Genomic DNA, 21,190 nt, shown 5'->3' with positions numbered 1-21,190 from the left:
CAGGGGGGACCGGCCCGTGCGCGGCACGGGCGGGTGGGTCGGGCAGGCCGGGCTACCGCTCCCGCGTCGAAGCGCGAGAGGAGGAGTCGCCGAGAACCATGCCGAGCGTCATGACCAGCCCTTCCGGAGAGGTGACGTAAGAGGTTCGCACGGCGTTCCCGCCGCGGGCAAGCCGGTTGCCGGGCGCGCTCAGGGGCGGTCGAGGCGGAGGCGGTCGGCGCGCGGCAGGCCGGCGACGACCAGGTCGTAGGAGTCCTCGACCAGCTCCCGGACCAGGCGGTCCGGGAGGTCGGCGTCGGCCGTGACCGTGTTCCAGTGGCGCTTGTTCATGTGCCAGCCGGGGACGACCAGGCCCGGGTGCTCGCGGCGCAGGCGGACCGCGTCGTCCGGGTCGCACTTGAGGTTGACGGTGAGCGGGCGCGCGTCCAGGGCCGTCAGGGCGAACATCTTGCCCAGCACCTTGAAGACGGAGAAGTCGGGGCCGAAGGGGAAGTCCTCCACGGCCGCGTTGAAGGAGAGGCAGAACGCGCGCAGGTCCGGTGGGTTCATTCCGGCTCCGCCAGGACGGTCACGATCTTGTTGCGGCGGCCCGCGGCGGCTTCCGCCGTCAGGCGCAGGGTCCGGCCGTCGGGCAGGCCGACCGGGGCCGACGCCCCGGCGATCGGGACCCGGCCCAGCGCCTTGGCGAGCAGGCCGCCGACGGTCTCCACGTCCTCGTCGTCGAACGCCTCCAGGCCGTACAGCTCGCCCAGGTCGCCGATGTCGAGGCGGGCGGTGACCCGGTAGCGGTCCTCGCCGAGGTCCTGGACCGGCGGGAGTTCCCGGTCGTACTCGTCGGTGATCTCGCCGACGATCTCCTCCAGGATGTCCTCGATGGTGACGATGCCGGCGGTGCCGCCGTACTCGTCGATGACGACGGCGACGTGGTTGCGGTCCTTCTGCATGTCGCGCAGCAGGTCGCCGGCGTTCTTGGTGTCGGGTACGAAGTACGCGGGGCGCATCGCCGTCGACACCAGCTCGCTCTCGGCGTCCCGGCTGATGTGCGTCTTGCGGGCCAGGTCCTTCAGGTACACGATGCCGACGATGTCGTCCTCGCTGTCGCCGGTGACCGGTATGCGGGAGAAACCGGAGCGCAGGGCGAGGGTGAGGGCCTGGCGGATGGTCTTGTAGCGCTCGATGACGACGAGGTCGGTGCGCGGGACCATGACCTCCCGTACGAGGGTGTCGCCCAGCTCGAAGACGGAGTGCACCATGCGGCGCTCCTCGGCCTCGATGAGGGACTCCTTCTCGGCGAGGTCGACCAGCGCGCGCAGCTCCGCCTCGGAGGCGAAGGGGCCCCGGCGGAAGCCCTTGCCGGGGGTGAGCGCGTTGCCGATGAGGATGAGCAGGGGCGGGATCGGGCCCATGATCCTGGCCAGCGGGACCAGGACGTACGCCGCCGCGGTGGCCGTGTTCAGCGGGTGCTGGCGGCCGATGGTGCGCGGCGAGACGCCGACGGCGACGTACGACACCAGCACCATCACGGCGATGGCGATGAGGAGCGCCTCGGTGGTGTTCGTGAACTCGTTGAGGCAGCCGTAGGTGACGAGCGCGGCGGCGGCCATCTCGCAGGCGACGCGGACCAGCAGCGCCACGTTGAGGTAGCGGGTCGGGTCGGCGGCGACCTTGGCGAGCTTGGCGCTGCCGCGCCGCCCGGACCGTACGGCCTCCTCGGCGCGGAAGCTGGAGACGCGGGCGAGGCCGGCCTCCGCGCTCGCGGCGAGCCAGGCGACGACGATCAGGGCGACGGCACCGGCGATGAGCGGCAGGCTCATGAGACGGTCGGGGCCGGGGACGGGCCGGTCAGGCCCTTCTCCGCGCGCCAGCCGTCCACGATGGCCGCCTGGAGGCCGAACATCTCGGCCTTCTCGTCCGGTTCCTCGTGGTCGTAGCCGAGCAGGTGCAGCACACCGTGGACGGTGAGCAGTTGCAGCTCCTCGTCCATGGTGTGCCGCGTCTCGGCCTCCTTGCCCTGCTTCTCGGCGACCTCGGGGCAGAGCACGATGTCGCCGAGCAGGCCCTGCGGCGGCTCGTCGTCGTCCTTGGACGGCGGACGCAGCTCGTCCATCGGGAAGGACATGACATCGGTGGGGCCCGGCAGGTCCATCCACTGGATGTGGAGCTGCTCCATGGCGTCGGCGTCCACGACGATCACCGAGAGCTCGGAGAGCGGGTGGATACGCATCCGCGCGAGCGCGTAGCGGGCGATGTCGAGGATCGCCTGCTCGTCGACCTCGGTTCCGGACTCGTTGTTGACGTCGATCGACATGGTCGTGCTGGTCTACTTCCCCTTGGTGCCCTTGGCGCCGGAGGACTTGGCGCGCGGCTTGTGCGCGCCGTTCTCGGTGCCGTGGTCGCTGTCGTACTTCTCGTAGGCGTCGACGATACGGCCCACCAGCTTGTGCCGGACGACGTCCTGGGAGGAGAGCCGGGAGAAATGGACGTCGTCCACCCCGTCCAGGATGTCCTGGACCTGGCGCAGCCCGGACTTGGTGCCGCCGGGCAGGTCGACCTGGGTCACGTCACCCGTGATCACGATCTTCGAGTCGAAGCCGAGGCGGGTGAGGAACATCTTCATCTGCTCGGGGCTGGTGTTCTGGGCCTCGTCCAGGATGATGAAAGCGTCGTTGAGCGTTCTACCGCGCATGTATGCGAGCGGTGCGACCTCGATCGTGCCGGCCGCCATCAGCCGCGGGATCGCGTCCGGGTCCATCATGTCGTGCAGGGCGTCGTAGAGCGGGCGCAGGTAGGGGTCGATCTTCTCGTAGAGGGTGCCGGGCAGGAAGCCCAGGCGCTCGCCGGCCTCGACCGCGGGGCGGGTCAGGATGATGCGGTTGACCTGCTTGGACTGGAGGGCCTGGACGGCCTTGGCCATGGCCAGGTAGGTCTTGCCGGTGCCGGCGGGGCCGATGCCGAAGACGATGGTGTGCTGGTCGATGGCGTCGACGTACCGCTTCTGGTTGAGCGTCTTGGGGCGGATGGTGCGGCCTCGCGAGGACAGGATGTTCTGCGTGAGCACCTCGGCCGGGGTCTCCTGGCCGTCGCTCTCCCCGTTCTCGCTCGCCTTGAGCATGGCGATCGAGCGTTCCACTGCGTCCTCCGTCATCGGCTGCCCGGTGCGGAGCACCAGCATCATCTCGTCGAACACGCGCTGAATGAGGGCGACGTCCGTGGAGTCGCCGGTCGCGCTGATCTCGTTGCCCCGGACGTGGATGTCGGCCGCCGGGAAAGCCTTCTCGATCACGCGCAGCAGGGAGTCGCCGGACCCCAGGACGGTCACCATGGGGTGCTGGGCGGGGACGGTGAACCGTGCACTCGCCTGCCGCTGCGCGGGGCTGTGAGCTGTGGGTGTCTGAGTCATGGGCCGGCGCTCAACGCCTGCGGTTCCTCCTCGTCATGGCCGCACGCTGAGGGCGGCCTCGCGTGTTCCAGGGTACGACGGTGGACTGACAACACCGTAGGAGTTTTCGTATCACCGGGTTCCGCTCGCTCCGGCCCGCTCACAGCTTGCTCACCGCGGTCTGTTCTCTGCGGTCTGACCGCTGCGGTCGGTTCGCTGCGGCTGACCGCTGCGGTCGGTTCGCTGCGGCTGTTCACTGCGGTCTGCGGAAGCCGATCGTGGGGACCGCGCGGCGCAGCGGCCACGGCCGGGCCGCGTGGCAGGGGCCGCCGTCGGGCACGAGGTCGGCCAGGAAGGCGTACCGGGACAGGGCCGCCGGGTCCTGGTCGTCGACCGACCGGACCTCGCGCCACCAGGCGCCGACCTCGGACCAGCCGGGCGCGGAGAGGGAGCCGCCGAACTCCTGGACGGAGAGGGCGGCGGTCAGCCCGGCGAAGGCGAGGCGGTCGGCGAGCGGCCAGCCGGCCAGGGTGCCGGTGACGAACCCGGCGACGAAGACGTCCCCGGCGCCGGTCGGGTCGAGGGCCTCGACGGCGATGGCGGGGACCTCGGCGGTCTCCCCCGTGCGCCGGTCCACCGCGTAGGCGCCCTCGGCTCCGAGGGTGACGACGGCCAGCGGTACGTGCTCGGTGAGGGCGTGGGCGGCGGCGCGCGGGCAGTCGGTGCCGGTGTAGCGCATCGCCTCCTCGGCGTTGGGCAGGAACGCCTCGCAGTGCGCCAGGTCGGGCAGGGCGGCCAGGTCCCAGGCACCGGTGTCGTCCCAGCCGACGTCGGCGAAGACGCGGGTGCCGTGCGCGGCGGCCCGGGCGATCCAGGGGGCGCGGACGCCGGGGGCGAGGGAGGCGACGGCGCCGCGCGCGCGTGGCGGGCAGCCGGGGGCGGGCTGTTCCCCGGCGGGGGCCTCGTGGCCGTGCGAGACCATCGTGCGTTCGCCCTCGTACGCCATGGAGACCGTGACCGGCGAGTGCCAGCCGGGGACGGTGCGGGAGGGGGACAGGTCGATGCCCTCGCCCTGTTCGAGGGCGTCCCAGCAGTAGTCGCCGTAGTGGTCGTCGCCGAAGGCCGCGGCGAGCGAGGTGCGCAGGCCGAGGCGGGCCAGGGCGGTGGCCATGTTGGCGACGCCGCCGGGACTCGACCCCATCCCACGGGCCCAGGACTCGGTGCCGCGCACCGGGGCGGAGTCCAGGCCGGTGAAGATGATGTCGAGGAAGACGGTGCCGGTGAGGTAGACGTCGACGGGCGGGTCGCCGGGGGCGCGCAGGGCGGCCAGCGGGTCGGCCGACGGGCCGGCGCCCGGGTGATGGTGGTGCCCCTCTCCGAAGGGCGCGATGGACGCGGTCACGTGTGCGCTCCCTGACGTGGTGCGGATGCAGGCCAGTGTGCACCACGGCACCGACAGTCCGTCGGCCGTCGCGCCGGGCGCCGGGGCGGGCCTGGGCGGATCGGTGCGCGTACCGCGCGAGTTGCAGGGCGGGCGCCGTTCAACCCTTGGTGGTATCCGGGATTCCATCGACCGCTGGATGCCGGGTGCGGCGCTGGGGCCCTAGCCTCCTCTCCTGTGACGCGGGCCGTCGAGCCGGCTCGGACACCGGGCCCGGGCCCGCGACGGGGAGGTAGAGGGCATATGCCGGAGAACGAGCTGAAGAACAGGGAAGACAGGAAGAGCAGGAAGAGCAGGATGAACAGGGTGTCCCGGGGCGTGCTCACCCTCGCGGTGGCGTCCCTGGCGCTGGCCACGGGCGCGGTGACCGCCGAGGCCGCGCCGGCGGCCACGGCGGGAGCGGTCGCCCCGGCGGCGCTGCCGCAGATCGGTCCGGGGTCCAGCGGCTCGGCCGTGGGGCTGTGGCAGAAGGACCTCAACTTCTTCATGAAGATCGAGCAGACCTGCCGGCCCACCCTGACCGTGAACGGCCACTTCGGCACGCAGACGGCCAACGCCACGACGTGCTTCCAGCGGCACTACGGGCTCTCCGCCGACGCCATCGTCGACCCGGACACCCGGGGCGCCATGTGCGACTTCCTGCTGTCCCGGAACGAGGCGGAGTCCGCCGACCTCTGGTACGACACCTGCCTCTGACCGAGCGGCCGGGTACCCGTCGGCAGGGGGCGGGTACCCGGTGCGGTGACCCCGGGCCGGGAGGCGTCCGTTCCGGTGCGAGCGGGTCCGCCTGGCGGCGGTGGCGCCCTCTTCTACCCGGCTTGCCGGTACGCAAACCATACAGTGACCTAGATCACATCATCTGGTTTCGCTCGCGCCTGCTCGCGCTTGATACAAATTGCCCGCGCGCCTGTCGATCAAAGGTCGCAGTCTCTCCTTTCTTTGCACTTCCCTGACCGCTTCCTTTCGCATGCCTTGGGAACGCCCGTGTTCGCCCGCACCACCCCCTGGCCCCTCGTCGCCCTGTTCACGGCCGGGTACCTCGCCCCGTACCTGCTGCCCACCACCGTCGGCAGACTGGACGCCGGGCTCCCCCTGACCGCCACCCAGGCCGGCGCCGTCGGCAGCGCGCTGCTGCTCAGCTCGGCGTCGGCCGGTTTCCTGCTCGCCTCCCGCGTGGAGCGGGCCGGCGCCCGGACCCTGGCCCGGCTGGGCCTCGCCCTGGCCGCCCTCGGCTACGGCGCCGCCGCGCTCACCACCTCCGTACCGGGCGTCGTGGCCGGCGCGGTCGTGGGCGGGTTCGGGTCGGGTACGGCGACGACGGTCGCCGCCACCCGGATCGCCGCGGAGAAGGACCCCCACCGGGCGTCCACGCTCGGCCTGTTGTCCGTCTCCGCGCTGGCCGCCGCCGTCTATCTGACCGTCCCGCACCTCGGGGCCGGCCACGGGCTGCCGCTGGCGGCCATAGCGCTGACCGCGCTCGCCGTGTGGCCGCTGACCGGCCGGCTGCCCGGCCCGACCCGCGCCACGACCGCCGGCCACGAGCGGGCCCCGCTCCCCCGCCGCCGCTCCGGACTGGTCCTCGCCGGCGCGATGGTGTGCTGGTCGCTCGCGCAGAACTCCCTGTGGGGCGTGAGCAGCCGGATCGGCCTGGAACAGGCGCACCTCGGCGAGGCCGCACTCGGGGCGGTCCTCGCGGCGGCGCTGGGCGCGGGACTGGTCGGCGTGCTGACCGCCGGGGCGCTCGGCGCCCGACTGGGGCGCGCGGTGCCGGTGGGCGCCGGGACGGTGCTGATCGCCGGGTGCATCGCGCTCACCGCGTCCGCGACCGGGCCCGTCTCCTTCACGGCCGGGGAAATCGTCTGGAACACGCTCTACCCGGTGGTGCTGTCCTATCTGATCGGCCTGGCCGCCTCGCTCGACCCGCGCGGCCGGTGGGCGGTGCTCATCGGGTCGGCGTCCTCACTGGGCACCTCGGCCGGACCGCTGACCGGCAGTGTGCTGGCCGCTCAGGCCGGGTTCGCCGGCATGGGCCTGGTCCTCGGCGCCGGACTGCTGCTGATCGCCGTACCGATGACGGCCGTGGCCCTGCACACCGGCGGGCGTCCGCTGCTGCCCGGCGCGGTCCGCCGGCGCGGCGGTCACGCGGCCGCCGTGGTCGCCGCGACCACCGGCACGCCGAGCGGGGCGGTGCCCGAGGTCGGGGCGACGGAGCAGCCGGTCGTGGAGATCCCGGTGGACGGCGCGGCCGTTCCCGTCCGGGCCGACTACGGCACGGCCGGCGAAGCGGCGCGCTGACCCCTGCTCCTGCTCCTGCTCCTACTCGGACCCAGCGGCGGGGAAGGAGTACGCCTCCACCTCCGCGAGGTACCGCGCCCGCAGCTCCTCGTCGTCCTCCAGGAAGGAGGCGAGGAAGGAGTTGCGGGCCAGTTCGCGCAGGCGCTCGTCGGTGAGGCCCAGGGTGTCCCGTACGGCGTCGAAGTTGTCGCCCGCGTAGCCGCCGAAGTAGGCCGGGTCGTCGGAGTTGACCGTGCACAGCAGCCCGGCGTCGAGCAGGGCGGGCAGCGGGTGGTCGGCGAGGGTGTCGACGGTGCGCAGCCGGACGTTGGACAGGGGGCACAGGGTCAGCGGGACGCGGTCGCGCACCAGGCGTTCCACCAGCGCCGGGTCCTCGGCGCAGCGCAGGCCGTGGTCGATCCGCTCGACGCCGAGCACGTCCAGCGCCTCGGTGATGTAGGCCGGCGGGCCCTCCTCACCGGCGTGCGCGACCCGGCGCAGTCCGAGGGCCGCGGCCTCGGCGTAGACCTCGCGGAACTTGGCCGGCGGGTGGCCGACCTCGGCGGAGTCCAGGCCGATGCCGGTGATGCGGTCCAGGTAGGGGCGGGCGGCGGTCAGCGTCTCCAGGGCCGCGTCGGCGGGCTGGTCGCGCAGGAAGCACAGGATCAGCCGGGTGGAGACGCCGTGGTTCTCGCGGCTGCGGCCGAGCGCCCGCCACAGCCCCTCGACGACCGTGCCCAGCGGAACGCCCCGGGCGGTGTGCGCCTGCGGGTCGAAGAAGATCTCCGCGTGCCGCACGCCCTGCCCGGCGGCGCGGGCCAGGTAGGCGTTGGCCAGGTCCTCGAAGTCCCGCTCGGTGCGCAGGACCGCCATCAGCTCGTAGTACAGGTTCAGGAAGGACTGGAGGTCGGCGAAGCGGTACGCCTCGCGCAGGGCCTCGGTGTCCGGGTAGCGCAGGGCGACACCGTTGCGGGCGGCCAGCTCGAAGGCCAGCTCTGGCTCCAGGGTGCCTTCGATGTGCAGGTGCAGTTCAGCTTTGGGCAGGGGCATCAGAGCATGGTACGGGGACTTTACCGACGTTTCGGAACCGGCACCCGCAGCAGATCACGGGCCACGGTCAGCTCGCCCTCGTACCCGGCGGCCCGTGCCTGCCGCTCGAACTCCTCCGGGTCCGAGTAGCGCTGGCTGAAGTGGGTGAGGACGAGGTGGCGCACCCCGGCGTCGCGGGCCACGCGGGCCGCCTGACCGGCGGTGAGGTGGCCGTGCTCGACGGCGAGGGTCTCGTCCTCGTCGAGGAAGGTCGACTCGATGACCAGCAGGTCGCAGCCCTCGGCGAGCGCGAACACGCCGTCGCAGAGGCGGGTGTCCATGACGAACGCGAACCGCTGGCCGGGGCGGGGTTCGCTGACCTCGTCCAGGGTGACGCCGTTCAGCGCGCCCTCGCGCTGGAGGCGGCCGACGTCGGGGCCCTCGATGCCGTGCGCGGCGAGGCGGTCGGGCAGCATGCGGCGCCCGTCGGGCTCGGTGAGGCGGTAGCCGTAGGACTCGACGGGGTGCGAGAGGCGGTGGGCGCCGAGGGTGTAGGCGGGGGTGCGGGCCAGCACCCCGTCCGTGTCGACCGGGGCCTCGGTGAGGGCGACCGTCTCGCGGTAGGCGGTGGCGTACCGGAGGCGGTCGAAGAAGCGCTGCCCGGAGCGGGGGTAGTGCGCGGTGACCTCGTGCGGGACGCGGTCCAGGTTGATGCGCTGAATGACACCGGCCAGGCCCAGGCTGTGGTCGCCGTGGAAGTGGGTGACGCAGATCCGGTTCAGGTCGTGGGCGGCGACCCCGGCGCGCAGCATCTGGCGCTGGGTGCCCTCGCCGGGGTCGAACAGGATGCCCTCGCTGTCCCAGCGGAGCAGGTAGCCGTTGTGGTTGCGGTGGCGGGTCGGGACCTGGCTGGCGGTGCCGAGGACGACGAGTTCACGTACGGACAAGGCTTATCCGGGGGGCCACTGGAGGCCGCGACCGCCGAGGACGTGGGCGTGCGTGTGCCAGACGGTCTGGCCGGCGCCGGCTCCGGTGTTGAAGACGATGCGGTAGCTGTCCAGCTTCTCGTCGTCGGCGACGGCCTGGGTCTCGCGCAGCACGTCGGCGGCGAGTTCCGGGGCGCCGGCGGCGAGGGCGGCGGCGTCCTGGTAGTGGGCCTTGGGAATCACCAGGACGTGGGTGGGGGCCTGGGGGTTGATGTCGCGGAAGGCGACGGTGGTCTCCGTCTCGCGGACGATCGTGGCCGGGATCTGGCCGGCGACGATCTTGCAGAAGAGACAGTCTTCCTGGGGTTCCCCTGGCATGTGGTTCCCTTCGGGGTTGGTCCGATTCGGGCATCGTACCGTTGCCGACTGCGGATGCGTTGTGGCTGGTCGCGCCAACGCGGCGGAGCCGCACATGGACACAGCCGCGCCCCTAAGTCGGCAAGCCCGGCGGCGTTTTCGCCGGTACCGCCTGCAAAGCCTCAAGTGCGATGCGCACCGCTTCGTCCAACTGGGGGTCGCGGCCCGCCGCGTGGTCCTGCGGGCGGTGCTCCACCTCCACGTCGGGATCGACGCCGTGGTTCTCCACGCCCCACCCGTAGCCCTCCAGCCAGAAGGCGTACTTCGGCTGGGTGACCAGCGTGCCGTCGACCAGCTGGTAGCGGCTGTCGATGCCGATGACGCCGCCCCAGGTGCGGGTGCCGACGACGGGGCCGAGGCCGAGGGCCTTGATCGCGGCGTTGACGATGTCGCCGTCGGAGCCGGAGAACTCGTTGGCGACGGCGACGACCGGGCCGCGCGGGGCGTCCTGCGGATAGCTGTAGGGCCGCATGCCGCGCGGCACGCCCCAGCCGACGATGCGGCGGGCCAGTTTCTCGACGACGAGCTGGGAGGTGTGGCCGCCGCGGTTCTCCCGGACGTCGACGACCAGGCCCTCGCGGGCGACCTCGACGGCCAGGTCGCGGTGGATCTGGGCCCAGCCGGGGGCCTGCATGTCGGGGACGTGGAGGTAGCCGAGCCGGCCGCCGGACAGTTCGTGGACGCGGGCCCGGCGGCCGGCGACCCAGGCGTGGTAGCGCAGGGGTTCCTCGTCGGCGACGGGGACGACCACGACGTGCCGGGCCTCGCCGCCGCCGACGGGCAGGACGGTCAGCTCGACGGGGGTGCCCGCCGTGCCGACCAGGAGCGGGCCGGGGCCGGTGACCGGGTCGACGGGGCGGCCGGAGACGGCGACGATCGCGTCCCCGGCGCGTACCGCGACGCCGGGTGCGGCCAGCGGCGAGCGGGCGTGCGGGTCGGAGGTCTCCGAGGGCAGCACGTGGTCGACGCGCCAGGTGCCGTCCTCGTGGCGGGAGAGGTCGGCGCCGAGCAGGCCCTGCCGGGCGCCGTGGCCGTGGCCGCCGCGCGGGACGACGTAGGCGTGCGAGGTGCCCAGCTCGCCCTGCACCTCCCAGAGGAGGTCGACCAGGTCGTCGTGGGTGGCGACGCGGTCGAGGACGGGGCGGTAGCGGTCCAGTACGCCGTCCCAGTCGACGCCGCTCATGTCGGGCCGCCAGAAGTGGTCCCGCATGACGCGGCCGGTCTCCTCGTACATCTGCCGCCACTCGGCCGCCGGGTCGACGGTGGCCAGGACGCGGGAGAGGTCGACGGTGATGTTGGTGTCGCTGTCGTCGTCGTTCGAGGCGCGGCGGTCGCTGGGGACGACCTTGAGGCGGCCGTCGGTCCACAGCAGGACGCGTTTGCCGTCGCCGCTGACGGTGAAGCGGTCGGCGTCCGAAGCCAGGTGCTCGACGCGCTGCTGGGCGAGGTCGTAGCGCTCCAGCTCGGTCCCCGGGTCGGGGTCCTCGGGGGTGGCCCGGGACGCGCCGAGGACGCCGGTGACCGGGTGGCGCAGCCACAGCACGCCGTCCTTGGCGGCGCGCAGGCCGGAGTAGCGGGCGGCCTCGACGGGGAAGGGCACGATCCGGTCGGCGAGCCCTTCGAGGTCGACGCGGGTGGTGGGGGCGCCCTCGCTGTCGGGGGTGCCCTCCTTGTCGGAGGTCTCGAAGGGGCGGCCGTGGCGCTGCGGGCCGAACGGCGACGGCGTGGTCGCGGCCAGCGTGATCAGGTGCGGGCGGGTGCCCTCGACGAAGCCCAGGTCGAAGACGTGCTCGTCGTAGACCGGGTCGAAGGAGCGGGTGGACAGGAACGCCAGGTGTTTGCCGTCGAGGGTGAAGGCGGGGGCGTAGTCCTGGAAGCGCAGCGGGGTCGCCTCGGTGACCGTGAGGTCGGTGGTGTGGGCGAGCTTGAGCTGGGACAGGGGCCGGGGCCCGGGGTGGGACCAGGCCAGCCAGGCGGAGTCGGGCGAGAAGACCAGGCCCCGGGCGTCGCCGTCCTCGCTGCGGTCCACCTCGCGGACCTCGCCGGTGGCCCGCTCGACGAGCAGGACCCGGCCGTCGTGCGAGGCGACGGCGGCCTTGCTGCCGTCGGGGGCCATCGCGAGGCCGAGGACGCGGCCCAGCTGTCCGGCGGCGAGGCGGCGCGGGGTGGCGCCGGGGAGCAGGCCGGTGGCGGGCGCGAACTCCAGGGCGTCCTCGCCCTCGGCGTCGGTCACCCACACCGCCCACTGCTCGCCGTCGGCGCGGAAGGCGCGCGGCAGCCGGGCCCGGACGCCGGGGGTGGCGGCCAGCGCGCGGGCCGGGCCGGAGCGGTGGGTGACCCAGTGCACGCCGCCGCGCACGGCGACGGCACTGCCGCGTCCGGTGTGGTCGGGGGAGGCGGAGCCGAACCAGCGGGCGGCGTTGACCGGGTAGGGCTGGAGGTCGACGCGGGGCCCGCCGAGCCGGATGCCGAGGCGGCGGGGTTCGGCGCCGTCCAGATCGTCCAGCGTCCACAGCTCACCGGCGCTGGAGTAGACGACCCGGGTGCCGTCGGTGGCCGCGTGCCGGGCGTAGAAGCCTCCGAGGGGGGTGTGGCGGCGCAGGTCGGTGCCGTCGGCGAGGGAGGAGTACACCGCGCCGGTGCCCTCGTGGTCGGAGAGGAACGCGAGCCGGTCCCCGACCCAGAAGGGGTACTCGATGTTGCCGTCGAGGTCCTGGTGCAGCCGTACGAACTCCCCGTCGTCCTCGGTGTCGATCCACAGCTTGCCGGCCGTACCGCCCCGGTACCGCTTCCACCAGGCGGCCTCGCGGCCCATCGGCGCGGAGAGCAGCACGGTGCGCGGGCCGAACGCGACGTCGCCGACGGGGCCGTAGGGCAGGGTTTCGGCGGGGCCGCCGTCCAGCGGGACCGCGCGGGCCCAGGTGCGGCGCAGGCTGGCCTGGCCGTAGGTGCTGATGGCCAGCACCCGGCCGTCAGGCAGCCAGCCGCGGACCTGGGTCTTGAGGCTGCCCCAGTACGTCAGCCGCCGGGACGGGCCGCCCTCGGCCGGCGCGACGTGCACCTCGGGGGCGCCGTCCCGGGTGGAGGTCCAGGCCACCGTGGTGCCGTCGGGCGAGATGCGCGGCTGGGTGACGGGGGTGTTGTCGGCGCTGACCCGCCAGGCGCGTCCCCCGTCGAGGGGCGCGAGCCACACGTCGTCCTCGGCGGTGAACGCGGTCAACTCACCGTGTGGATGCGGGAACCGGAGGTAGGCAGCAGCTGCGGACTGAGTCACCCCCTCACCCTAAGCAGCGGCGGCGGCGCGGGACAGGGGTTTGGATCACTTGCCCTCGGGCCAGCACTGGGGGCGGGTCTGGCAGTAGACGGTCTTGGTGACGGTCACGGTGACGGTGGGCCCCGGTCCGTTCCGCGTCGGGTCGCTGTTCACCGGCGGGGTGGGGGTGGCGTCGCAGTCGCCCAGCCCGCTGACCCGGAAGCGCTCCTTGCCGTCGACCTTGGCGGTGAGTTCGCCGCGCACGCAGGCGCCCTCGACGACGCGGGTGACGTGGCCGTCGACGGTGATGTCCTTGCCGTCGTCGGTCTGCCCCTCGCAGTCGATCTCCGCCACGGTCCGCTCTCCCGCGGAAGGGCTCGCACCGCCGTCGTAGGACGCGTTGCAGGTGATCCACCGCACGCCCGTGTCCCGCCGCTCCAGTTCGCGGGTGACCGTCTCGTCGGTGGTGTACGCCACCGACGCGGAACTCACGCCGGCGGGATCGCAGGCCACCACGGAGCCGACGACCACGACGGCCAGTACGGCGGCCGGTACCCCGCGCCGCCCGAGCCGAAGACGCCTCAAAACCCCCATGCGGGCAGACTGCCACCGACGGGGGCGGGACGGTAGGGCGCATACGGCCACTCCGCACCACCCCGGCGCGGTCAGCCCCAGCGACCCGTGCGCCCCAGGAGCAGGGCGGCGGCGGCGGTTCCCGCGGTCGAGGTGCGCAGGACGGTGGGGCCGAGCACGTACGGCCGGGCGCCCGCCTCCTGGAAGAGCGCCAACTCCTCGGGGGAGACGCCGCCTTCGGGGCCGACGACGAGCACGATGTCGCCTTCGGCGGGCAGTCCGGCGCCGGCCAGCGGGATCTCGCCGCTCTCGTGGAGTACGGCGGCGAAGTCGGCGTCGGCCAGAAGTGACGCGACGCGCTTGGTCGTCGCCGCGTCCGCGACCTCGGGGAAGCGGACCCGGCGGGACTGCTTGCCGGCCTCCCGGGCGGTGGCCCGCCACTTGGCGAGCGCCTTGAGGCCCCGGTCGCCCTTCCACTGTGTGACGCACCGGGACGCCGCCCAGGGCACGATCGCGTCGACGCCGACCTCGGTCATCGTCTCGACGGCCAGCTCCCCCCGGTCGCCCTTGGGGAGGGCCTGCACGACGGTGATACGGGGCCGGGGCGCGGGCTCCTCGACCACGGCGTGCAGCCCCGTGACGACCAGGCGGTCCTTGCCCTCGGCGGCTTTGACGACGCCCTCGGCCCAGTGGCCGCGCCCGTCGGTGAGGACGACGTCCTCGCCGGGCCGCAGCCGCTTCACGGAGACGGCGTGCCGTCCCTCGGGGCCGTCGAGGACGTACTCCCCGCCGGACAGGCCGTCGAGGGAGTCGGCCACGAACACCGGTGCCGTCATCGGTCCGCGCCTCCGGTGGTGTAGTGCGACAACGCCGCCCCGGCGGCGGTGAGTTCGGACACGAGCACCTCCATGAGCTGCCCGGCGGGCAGGTCGCGGGCCATCCGGTGGCCCTGTCCCGCCCACAGGGCCAGGCCCTGCGGGTCGCCCGCCCGCCCGGCCGCCTTGCGCACCGGCGCGGTGAGGTGGTGGACGTCCGGGTAGGCGGCGGGGGCGTAGGGGCCGTGCTCGCGCAGGAAGCGGTTGACCAGGGCGCGGGCGGGGCGTCCGGAGAAGGCGCGGGTCAGCTGGGTGCGGACGAACAGGGGGTTGGTCAGCGCGGCCTTGTGCAGGGCGTGCGCGCCGGACTCTGCGGTGGCGAGGAAGGCGGTGCCGAGCTGGGCCGCGCTCGCGCCGGCCGCGAGGACGGCGGCGATCTGGCCCCCGCGCATCAGGCCGCCGGCGGCTATGACCGGCAGGTTCACCGCCTCGCGCACCTGGGCGACCAGCGACAGCACCCCGATGCCGGAACCGTCCGTCTCCGGGGCGTCCCGGTGGGTGCCCTGGTGGCCGCCGGCCTCGACGCCCTGTGCGATCACCGCGTCGGCGCCGGCCTCCTCGACGGCCCGGGCCTCGTCGGCGGTGGTGGCGGTGACCACGGCGAAGGTGCCGACGCGGTGCAGGGCGTCGATCACCTCGCGGCCGGGGACGCCGAAGTGGAACGACACCACCGGCACGGGGTTGTCGAGCAGTACGGCCAGCTTGGTCTCGTAGCCGTCGTCCCGGCCGCTGTCCGGGTCGCCGAGTTCCGTCTCGTACCAGGCGGCCTCGCCGGCCAGCTGGTGGGCGTAGACGCCGATGGCCGCGGGGTCGGCCGTCTCCGGCTGCGGCAGGAAGAGGTTCACGCCGAACGGGCGGCCCGTCAGGCTCCGCAGCTGCTTGATCTCCTGGTACATCCCGTCGGGCGTCTTGTACCCGGCGGCCAGGAAGCCGAGTCCGCCCGCCTCGCAGACGGCGGCGGCCAGCCGGGGCACGGAGACGCCGCCCGCCATGGGAGCCTGCACGATCGGGTACGGGAAGAGATCGGTCAGCGCGGAGGACATGACCGCATGGTGCCACGTCCTCCGGACAAGTCCGAATCCGGGCTTCCGCCGCCGGAACGGGGCGCCCGGCCGGTGTCCCGCGCGGGTCCGTACGGCTCGGGACCGGTGCCCGCGCGGGTACCGAACCGGTGCCCGTACGGCACGCGCCCCGGGCCCGCGCCGGACCCGGCTCAGCGGCCGTTGAAGGCGTCCTTCAGCCGGGAGAACAGGCCCTGCTGACCCGGCTGGAACTGCCCCTGGGGCCGCTCCTCGCCGCGCAGCTTGGCCAGTTCGCGCAGCAGGCGCTCCTGGTCGGGGTCGAGCTTGGTCGGGGTCTGGACCTCGACGTGCACGATGAGGTCGCCCCGGCCGCCGCCGCGCAGGTGGGTCACGCCGCGGCCGTGCAGCGGGATCGACTGGCCGGACTGCGTGCCCGGGCGGATGTCGACCTCTTCCAGGCCGTCCAGCGTCTCCAGCGGCACCTTGGTGCCGAGGGCCGCCGCCGTCATCGGCAGGGTGACCGTGCAGTGCAGGTCGTCGCCCCGGCGCTGGAACTGCGAGTGCGGCAGCTCGTGGATCTCGACGTACAGGTCGCCGGCCGGGCCGCCGCCGGGGCCGACCTCGCCCTCGCCCGCGAGCTGGATCCGGGTGCCGTTGTCGACACCGGCCGGAATCTTCACCGTCAGCGTGCGGCGGGAGCGGATGCGGCCGTCGCCCGCGCACTCGGGGCACGGGGTCGGCACGACCGTGCCGAAGCCCTGGCACTGGGGGCAGGGCCGCGAGGTCATGACCTGGCCCAGGAAGGACCGGGTGACCTGCGAGACCTCACCGCGTCCGCGGCACATGTCACAGGTCTGCGCCGAGGTGCCGGGGGCCGCGCCCTCGCCGTTGCAGGTGTTGCAGACGACGGCCGTGTCGACCTGGATGTCCTTGGTCGTACCGAAGGCGGCCTCGTCCAGCTCCACCTCGATACGGATCATCGCGTCCTGGCCGCGGCGGGTGCGCGAACGGGGTCCCCGCTGCGACGCCGTACCGAAGAACGCGTCCATGATGTCCGAGAAATTCCCGAAGCCGCCCGCGCCGAAACCGCCGGCCGCGCCGCCGCCGCTCTGCGACAGGGGGTCGCCGCCGAGGTCGTAGACCTGCTTCTTCTGCGGGTCCGACAGCACCTCGTAGGCGGCGTTGATCTCCTTGAACCGCTCCTGGGTCTTCGGATCGGGATTGACGTCCGGGTGCAGCTCGCGGGCGAGCCTCCGGAACGCCTTCTTGATCTCGTCCTGGGACGCGTCGCGGCGTACGCCGAGTACGGCGTAGTAGTCCGTGGCCACTTATGACTCCGCCAGGATCTGTCCGACGTACCGTGCCACTGCGCGTACCGCTCCCATCGTTCCCGGGTAGTCCATGCGGGTCGGTCCGACCACGCCGAGCTTGGCAACCGCCTCGCCGCCCGAACCGTAGCCCACCGACACGACGGACGTGGAGTTGAGTCCTTCATGGGCGTTCTCATGACCGATCCGTACGGTCACGCCCGGATCCTTCGCCTCGCCGAGCAGCTTGAGGAGCACGACCTGCTCCTCCAGCGCCTCCAGCACCGGCCGGATCGTGAGGGGGAAGTCATGGCCGAAGCGGGTGAGATTGGCGGTGCCGCCGATCATCAGCCGCTCCTCGTTCTCCTCGACCAGCGTCTCCAGCAGGGTGGAGAGCACGGTGGCGACCGTACCGCGCTCCTCCGCCTCGAAGGCGTCGGGGAGGTCCTCGACCAGCGTCGGCACGTCCGTGAACCGGCGCCCCGCGACCCGGCTGTTGAGCCGCGCCCGCAGATCCGCCACCGAGGTCTCGCCGAACGGCGACGGGCAGTCCACCATGCGCTGCTCGACCCGTCCGGTGTCCGTGATCAGCACCAGCATCAGGCGCGCGGGCGCCAGCGAGAGCAGCTCCACGTGCCGCACGGTCGAGCGGGTCAGCGACGGGTACTGCACCACGGCGACCTGCCGGGTCAGCTGCGCCAGCAGCCGCACCGTACGGGCCACCACGTCGTCGAGGTCGACGGCGCCCTCCAGGAAGTTCTGGATCGCGCGCCGCTCGGGGGCCGTCATCGGCTTGACCCCGGCGAGCTTGTCGACGAAGAGCCGGTAGCCCTTGTCGGTGGGGATGCGCCCGGCGCTGGTGTGCGGCTGGGCGATGAACCCCTCCTCCTCCAGCGCCGCCATGTCGTTGCGCACAGTCGCCGGGGAGACGCCGAGGCTGTGCCGCTCGGTGAGGGCCTTGGAGCCGACGGGCTCCTCGGTGCCGACGTAGTCCTGGACGATGGCGCGCAGCACTTGCAGCCTTCGTTCACTGAGCATCGCGCACACCTCCCGGTCACGTCCGGCTACTTCTGCCCTGGCACTCACCGCGTGCGAGTGCCAGACTTCCCCGGCCCAGTGTACGGCCGTGGGGTACACCCCCGGCAAGGGCCGCCCCGTGCTGCCGTCCCCGGCGGGCTCGCACCGCTAGCGTCGCCGCCATGACGGTGACTTGGGAAGAGCTGGGCTGGGAGAGGTTGGCGGCCGGGGTGGGGCGGCGCCGGCTGCCGGTGTGGGACTGCACGGCGGGGCTCGTGGTCGGCGGCGACGCGGCACTGGTGGTCGACGCGGGGTCGAGCCTCGGCGAGGGCGCGCGGCTGTGCACCGAGGCGCTGCGGCTGGCCGGCCGGCGTGTGACGCATCTCGCGCTGACCCACGCCCACTTCGACCACGTCTTCGGGGCGGCGGCGTTCGCGGGGGCGGAGGTGTACGGCGCGGCGGGGGTGGACGCGGCCCTCGGCGCGGGGCGGGCGGCGCTGCGGGCGGACGCGCTGGCCAACGGGCTGGACCGACGCCGCGCGGCGGAGGCGGTGGACGCGCTGGTGTCCGTCCGGCACGAGGTGGACGGCGAGCGGACCCTCGACCTGGGCGGCGGCCGGCGGGTGCTGCTGGCCGCCGTGGGCCCGGGGCACACCGCCCATGACCTGGCGGTCGTGGTGCCGGGCAGTCCGGCGGTCGTCTTCTGCGGGGACCTGGTGGAGGAGTCGGGGCAGCCGCAGGCGGGGCCCGACGCGCTTCCCGGGCAGTGGCCGGCCTCGCTGGACCGGCTGCTCGGCCTGGGCGGTGAGGACGCGCTGTACGTGCCCGGTCACGGGGCGGTGGTGGACGCGGCGTTCGTCCGGGCGCAGCGGGACGCGCTGGCGGCCCGGTTCGGCGTGTCGTACTGATCACCCGCGTGGCGTTCCTCGTATCGTCGGCAGAATGCGCCAGTACTCCGCCGATCTCACGCCCCCGTGGAAGAAGCCGCAGCCGGTGCCCGAGGTGCCGGCCGATCCCGGTCTCGTCGTGGAGGAGCCCGGCACCGGGTTCTGCGGCGCGGTGATCGGCTGCGAGGCGGGCACGGTGACGCTGGAGGACCGCTTCGGCAAGCACCGGGTCTTCCCGCTGGAGCCGCGCGGGTTCCTGCTGGAGGGCCGGGTGGTGACGCTGGTCAAGCCGTCGTCGCCGGGTCCGGTACGGCCGTCCCGTACGGCGTCCGGTTCGGTCGCCGTGCCCGGCGCGCGGGCGCGGGTGGCACGGGCGGGGCGGATCTACGTGGAGGGCCGGCACGACGCCGAGCTGGTCGAGAAGGTGTGGGGCGACGACCTGCGGATCGAGGGCGTGGTCGTGGAGTACCTGGAGGGCGTGGACCACCTGCCGTCGATCGTCGCCGACTTCGCGCCGGGCCCGGACGCGCGGCTGGGGGTCCTGGTGGACCACCTGGTGCCGGGGTCGAAGGAGTCACGGATCGCCGAGTCGGTGACCAGTGCGCACGCGCTGGTGGTCGGCCATCCGTACATCGACATCTGGGAAGCCGTGAAGCCGGCCGCGCTGGGCATCCCCGGCTGGCCCCGGGTACCGCGCGGTCAGGACTGGAAGACCGGGGTGTGCCGGGCGCTGGGGTGGCCGGCGGACAACACCGGGGCGGTGTGGCAGGCGATCCTGGCGCGGGTGGGCTCGTACAAGGACCTGGAGCCGGAGCTGCTGGGGCGGGTGGAGGAGCTGATCGACTTCGTCACGGGCGGTGATGTGGCTTGACGCCCTTGTAGGTGCCGAACACGGTGGTGTCCAGCTCGACGCCCAACTGTTCCAGCGGCAGCGGCGCCCCGAACTTGGTGATCCGCTGCACCTGATAGTCAGCTCCCTCGCCTCGTCCGACCGGGTCCGAGTACAGAACACACTGGGCCATGATGGGGTCGACGATCAGGTACGCGGGCACTTCACCAGCAGCGTAGATCAGACGCTTGACGCCATAATCCCGGTCCACGCTGGTCTTCGAGACCACTTCCACGACCAACGTGATCACCTGAGACGGAAGAAGACGTCCTGAGTCCGGGCCGATGCCGAACTCCATGACCACCAGGTCGGGCACAGGTTCGCTGGCCTCGTCGACGACGTCGATGTCCTGAGTCTGGAGCCGCTCCCAGCGCCGGTGCGGGATCTGGTCCATCAAAGAGGTGACGATCCGGTTGTGCACCAGATCAGGGCTGGCCATCATCACGATTTCCCCCCGGAGCAGCTCGGCCTTGAGCCCCTCGGGCGGTTCGAACCCCGCGAAGAACTCCGCGACTCCACGTTCGTCCACAGCTGTCATCTCCGTGGCCCTCCAGATCCGCCGCGTCCTTTTGGCGGCGGCCTGAGAACCAGGTTAGGGGCCGAACTGGCATTCCGAGGCTATTCACTCCCCCGAGTGATCAGTCCACCAGATCCCTGACCACCCCGTCCGCCAGCAGCCGCCCGCGCAGCGTCAGCACCGCGCGTCCCTCCCCGTACGGCCCCTCCTGGAGCAGTCCGTCCGACAGCGCCCGGCGGGAGGCGGCGAGGCCCGCTTCGCGGAGGAGGGAGAGCGGGACGCCCTCGCGCAGGCGGAGTTCCAGGAGGATGCGCTCGACGCGGCGGTCCTCGTCGGTGAGGATCTCGCGCCCGGCGCCCGGGGAGCGGCCCTGCGCCAGCGCCGCCGCGTACGCGCCGGGGTGCTTGACGTTCCACCAGCGCACGCCGCCCACGTGGGAGTGGGCGCCCGGTCCCGCGCCCCACCAGTCGGCGCCCCGCCAGTACAGCTCGTTGTGCAGGCAGCGGCCGGCGTCGGAGGTGGCCCAGTTGGACACCTCGTACCAGTCGAAGCCCGCCGCGGCGAGGGTCTCCTCGGCGATCAGGTACCGGTCGGCGTGCACGTCGTCGTCGGTCATCGGGACCTCGCCGCGGCGGATGCGGCGGGCGAGCTGGGTGCCCTCCTCGACGATGAGCGCGTACGCGCTGACGTGGTCGGGTCCGGCGCCGAGGGCCGCGTCCAGGGAGGCCCGCCAGTCGTCGTCCGTCTCGCCGGGGGTGCCGTAGATCAGGTCGAGGTTGACGTGGTCGAAGCCGGCCGCGCGGGCCTCGGCGACGCAGGCCTCGGGGCGGCCGGGGGTGTGGGTGCGGTCGAGGATCTTCAGGACGTGCTGCCTGGCGCTCTGCATGCCGAAGGAGATCCGGTTGAAGCCGCCCTCGCGGAGGGTCTCCAGGTACGCCGGGCCGACGGACTCCGGGTTGGCCTCGGTGGTGATCTCCGCGTCGGGCGCGAGGCCGAACTCGTCGCGGATCGCGCCGAGCATCCGTACGAGGTCGTCGGCGGCCAGCAGGGTGGGCGTGCCGCCGCCGACGAAGACCGTGCGGACCTCGCGGGGGTCGTCGCCGAGCACCTTGCGGGCGAGGCGGACCTCGTCGGTGAGGGTGTCGGCGTAGTTGTCGCGGGAGGCCAGGACGCCGCCGGTGGAGCGCAGCTCGGTGGCGGTGTAGGTGTTGAAGTCGCAGTAGCCGCAGCGGGTCGCGCAGTACGGGACGTGCAGGTAGAAGCCGAGGGGGCGGCTCGCGGCCCCGGCGAGCGCGGACGCGGGCAGGGCGCCGTCGGCGGGGACGGGCTCGCCGTCGGGAAGTGCGGAGGGCATGGGCTCCATTGTCCCGCATCCGCGTCCCCC

At 73.2% G+C, this 21,190-nt stretch carries 20 protein-coding genes; 4 read left to right on the top strand and 16 right to left on the bottom strand.

The window, feature by feature from the left end; all coding sequences use genetic code 11:
• Positions 1–189: 189 nt before the first annotated feature.
• The 5 genes from ACZ3IG_RS02360 to ACZ3IG_RS02340 form a co-directional block, all read right to left on the bottom strand.
• Positions 190–549, bottom strand: coding sequence for an MmcQ/YjbR family DNA-binding protein (locus tag ACZ3IG_RS02360; RefSeq protein ID WP_467428194.1), 360 nt, complete (start codon positions 547–549; stop codon positions 190–192).
• Complete coding sequence (locus ACZ3IG_RS02355; protein WP_467428193.1) at positions 546–1,814, bottom strand: hemolysin family protein; 1,269 nt, start codon at positions 1,812–1,814, stop codon at positions 546–548. The genes ACZ3IG_RS02360 and ACZ3IG_RS02355 overlap by 4 nt, the downstream gene beginning before the upstream one ends.
• Entirely contained in the window at positions 1,811–2,308 is a 498-nt protein-coding gene (gene ybeY, locus ACZ3IG_RS02350) for an rRNA maturation RNase YbeY (protein WP_215169129.1), read from the bottom strand. The genes ACZ3IG_RS02355 and ybeY overlap by 4 nt, the downstream gene beginning before the upstream one ends.
• 12 nt (positions 2,309–2,320) lie before the next feature.
• A complete protein-coding gene (locus tag ACZ3IG_RS02345; protein ID WP_467428192.1) occupies positions 2,321–3,400 on the bottom strand; it encodes a PhoH family protein in 1,080 nt (359 codons plus the stop codon).
• A gap of 232 nt (positions 3,401–3,632) precedes the next feature.
• A complete protein-coding gene (locus ACZ3IG_RS02340) occupies positions 3,633–4,781 on the bottom strand; it encodes a carbohydrate kinase family protein (RefSeq protein WP_467428191.1) in 1,149 nt (382 codons plus the stop codon).
• 336 nt (positions 4,782–5,117) lie between these two features.
• On the opposite strand from ACZ3IG_RS02340, the gene ACZ3IG_RS02335 reads away from it, so the two are divergent.
• Positions 5,118–5,516 carry a peptidoglycan-binding domain-containing protein gene (locus ACZ3IG_RS02335; protein WP_467428190.1) on the top strand — a complete coding sequence of 133 codons (399 nt, stop codon included), beginning with the start codon at positions 5,118–5,120 and terminating at the stop codon, positions 5,514–5,516.
• Positions 5,517–5,804: 288 nt separating this feature from the next.
• Complete coding sequence (locus ACZ3IG_RS02330) at positions 5,805–7,115, top strand: MFS transporter (protein WP_467428187.1); 1,311 nt, start codon at positions 5,805–5,807, stop codon at positions 7,113–7,115.
• 21 nt (positions 7,116–7,136) lie between these two features.
• Here ACZ3IG_RS02330 and ACZ3IG_RS02325 read toward each other — a convergent pair whose 3' ends face one another.
• The 9 genes from ACZ3IG_RS02325 to hrcA form a co-directional block, all read right to left on the bottom strand.
• A complete protein-coding gene (locus ACZ3IG_RS02325) occupies positions 7,137–8,144 on the bottom strand; it encodes an adenosine deaminase (protein WP_467428185.1) in 1,008 nt (335 codons plus the stop codon).
• 20 nt (positions 8,145–8,164) lie between these two features.
• A complete protein-coding gene (locus ACZ3IG_RS02320; RefSeq protein ID WP_467428183.1) occupies positions 8,165–9,070 on the bottom strand; it encodes a ribonuclease Z in 906 nt (301 codons plus the stop codon).
• 3 nt (positions 9,071–9,073) lie between these two features.
• Positions 9,074–9,427: a histidine triad nucleotide-binding protein gene (locus tag ACZ3IG_RS02315; RefSeq protein ID WP_467428182.1), complete on the bottom strand. Its 354-nt coding sequence runs from the start codon at positions 9,425–9,427 to the stop codon at positions 9,074–9,076.
• 112 nt (positions 9,428–9,539) lie between these two features.
• Positions 9,540–12,740 carry a S41 family peptidase gene (locus ACZ3IG_RS02310; RefSeq protein ID WP_467428180.1) on the bottom strand — a complete coding sequence of 1,067 codons (3,201 nt, stop codon included), beginning with the start codon at positions 12,738–12,740 and terminating at the stop codon, positions 9,540–9,542.
• 45 nt (positions 12,741–12,785) lie between these two features.
• Positions 12,786–13,313 carry a hypothetical protein gene (locus ACZ3IG_RS02305; protein ID WP_467428179.1) on the bottom strand — a complete coding sequence of 176 codons (528 nt, stop codon included), beginning with the start codon at positions 13,311–13,313 and terminating at the stop codon, positions 12,786–12,788.
• A 71-nt stretch (positions 13,314–13,384) separates the two neighbouring features.
• Entirely contained in the window at positions 13,385–14,128 is a 744-nt protein-coding gene (locus ACZ3IG_RS02300; RefSeq protein WP_467428177.1) for a 16S rRNA (uracil(1498)-N(3))-methyltransferase, read from the bottom strand.
• Entirely contained in the window at positions 14,125–15,210 is a 1,086-nt protein-coding gene (locus tag ACZ3IG_RS02295; protein ID WP_467428176.1) for a nitronate monooxygenase, read from the bottom strand. The genes ACZ3IG_RS02300 and ACZ3IG_RS02295 overlap by 4 nt, the downstream gene beginning before the upstream one ends.
• A 170-nt stretch (positions 15,211–15,380) precedes the next feature.
• Positions 15,381–16,517, bottom strand: a complete 1,137-nt coding sequence (gene dnaJ / locus ACZ3IG_RS02290; protein ID WP_467428174.1) for a molecular chaperone DnaJ — start codon at positions 16,515–16,517, stop codon at positions 15,381–15,383.
• Positions 16,518–17,534 carry a heat-inducible transcriptional repressor HrcA gene (hrcA, locus tag ACZ3IG_RS02285; protein ID WP_215169109.1) on the bottom strand — a complete coding sequence of 339 codons (1,017 nt, stop codon included), beginning with the start codon at positions 17,532–17,534 and terminating at the stop codon, positions 16,518–16,520.
• A gap of 161 nt (positions 17,535–17,695) precedes the next feature.
• Between hrcA and ACZ3IG_RS02280 the strand changes: the two genes are divergently transcribed.
• Both ACZ3IG_RS02280 and ACZ3IG_RS02275 read left to right on the top strand, forming a co-directional pair.
• A complete protein-coding gene (locus ACZ3IG_RS02280; RefSeq protein ID WP_467428172.1) occupies positions 17,696–18,421 on the top strand; it encodes an MBL fold metallo-hydrolase in 726 nt (241 codons plus the stop codon).
• Between the two features lie 34 nt (positions 18,422–18,455).
• The gene (locus ACZ3IG_RS02275; protein ID WP_467428171.1) at positions 18,456–19,271 is read left to right on the top strand and encodes a DUF3097 domain-containing protein; all 816 of its coding nucleotides are present in this window, start codon (positions 18,456–18,458) and stop codon (positions 19,269–19,271) included.
• Here the strand turns inward: ACZ3IG_RS02275 and ACZ3IG_RS02270 are convergent.
• Complete coding sequence (locus tag ACZ3IG_RS02270; RefSeq protein WP_467428169.1) at positions 19,249–19,827, bottom strand: Uma2 family endonuclease; 579 nt, start codon at positions 19,825–19,827, stop codon at positions 19,249–19,251. The two genes, ACZ3IG_RS02275 and ACZ3IG_RS02270, sit on opposite strands and share 23 nt — an antisense overlap.
• Positions 19,828–19,927: 100 nt before the next feature.
• A complete protein-coding gene (hemW, locus tag ACZ3IG_RS02265; protein ID WP_467428168.1) occupies positions 19,928–21,160 on the bottom strand; it encodes a radical SAM family heme chaperone HemW in 1,233 nt (410 codons plus the stop codon).
• Positions 21,161–21,190: the final 30 nt, after the last annotated feature.

Source organism: Streptomyces sp. NPDC016677 (assembly GCF_055562815.1).
This window is presented reverse-complemented; position numbering and strand designations above follow the sequence as displayed.

Coding starts and splice junctions, on each gene's coding strand:
- ACZ3IG_RS02335 (WP_467428190.1), top strand. CDS start 5,118: ATGAACAGGGTGTCCCGGGGCGTGCTCACCCTCGCGGTGGCGTCCCTG.
- ACZ3IG_RS02305 (WP_467428179.1), bottom strand. CDS start 13,313: ATGGGGGTTTTGAGGCGTCTTCGGCTCGGGCGGCGCGGGGTACCGGCC.
- ACZ3IG_RS02275 (WP_467428171.1), top strand. CDS start 18,456: ATGCGCCAGTACTCCGCCGATCTCACGCCCCCGTGGAAGAAGCCGCAG.
- hemW (WP_467428168.1), bottom strand. CDS start 21,160: ATGCCCTCCGCACTTCCCGACGGCGAGCCCGTCCCCGCCGACGGCGCC.
- ACZ3IG_RS02355 (WP_467428193.1), bottom strand. CDS start 1,814: ATGAGCCTGCCGCTCATCGCCGGTGCCGTCGCCCTGATCGTCGTCGCC.
- ACZ3IG_RS02325 (WP_467428185.1), bottom strand. CDS start 8,144: ATGCCCCTGCCCAAAGCTGAACTGCACCTGCACATCGAAGGCACCCTG.
- ybeY (WP_215169129.1), bottom strand. CDS start 2,308: ATGTCGATCGACGTCAACAACGAGTCCGGAACCGAGGTCGACGAGCAG.
- ACZ3IG_RS02360 (WP_467428194.1), bottom strand. CDS start 549: ATGAACCCACCGGACCTGCGCGCGTTCTGCCTCTCCTTCAACGCGGCC.
- hrcA (WP_215169109.1), bottom strand. CDS start 17,534: ATGCTCAGTGAACGAAGGCTGCAAGTGCTGCGCGCCATCGTCCAGGAC.
- ACZ3IG_RS02345 (WP_467428192.1), bottom strand. CDS start 3,400: ATGACTCAGACACCCACAGCTCACAGCCCCGCGCAGCGGCAGGCGAGT.
- ACZ3IG_RS02315 (WP_467428182.1), bottom strand. CDS start 9,427: ATGCCAGGGGAACCCCAGGAAGACTGTCTCTTCTGCAAGATCGTCGCC.
- ACZ3IG_RS02300 (WP_467428177.1), bottom strand. CDS start 14,128: ATGACGGCACCGGTGTTCGTGGCCGACTCCCTCGACGGCCTGTCCGGC.
- ACZ3IG_RS02295 (WP_467428176.1), bottom strand. CDS start 15,210: ATGTCCTCCGCGCTGACCGATCTCTTCCCGTACCCGATCGTGCAGGCT.
- ACZ3IG_RS02270 (WP_467428169.1), bottom strand. CDS start 19,827: ATGACAGCTGTGGACGAACGTGGAGTCGCGGAGTTCTTCGCGGGGTTC.
- ACZ3IG_RS02280 (WP_467428172.1), top strand. CDS start 17,696: ATGACGGTGACTTGGGAAGAGCTGGGCTGGGAGAGGTTGGCGGCCGGG.